Raw genomic sequence first — 228 nt, 5'->3', positions numbered from 1 at the left:
CTCCGTGCTGATGGACCCGAAAGGCGACATCGGCGTGCAGGAAAAGAACCTGATCCTGATCGCCCTCGGCTTGATGCTGCTGGTGGTGATTCCCGTGATCGCGCTCACGCTGTGGTTTGCGTGGCGCTACCGCGCGTCCAACACGGGCGCGACCTACGCGCCGAAGTGGTCGCATTCGACCGCGATCGAAGTGGTCGTGTGGTCGATTCCCTGTGTGATCGTGCTCAC

General features: G+C 62.3%; 1 pseudogene. It reads left to right on the top strand.

Annotated elements, in window-relative coordinates:
* Window positions 1–10 precede the first annotated feature (10 nt).
* Window positions 11–228 (top strand): annotated as a pseudogene (locus SB816_RS35565) (cytochrome ubiquinol oxidase subunit II); the annotation flags it as partial.

Source organism: Achromobacter sp. SIMBA_011 (assembly GCF_046535435.1).
GTDB lineage: Bacteria > Pseudomonadota > Gammaproteobacteria > Burkholderiales > Burkholderiaceae_B > Achromobacter > Achromobacter dolens.
This window is presented reverse-complemented; position numbering and strand designations above follow the sequence as displayed.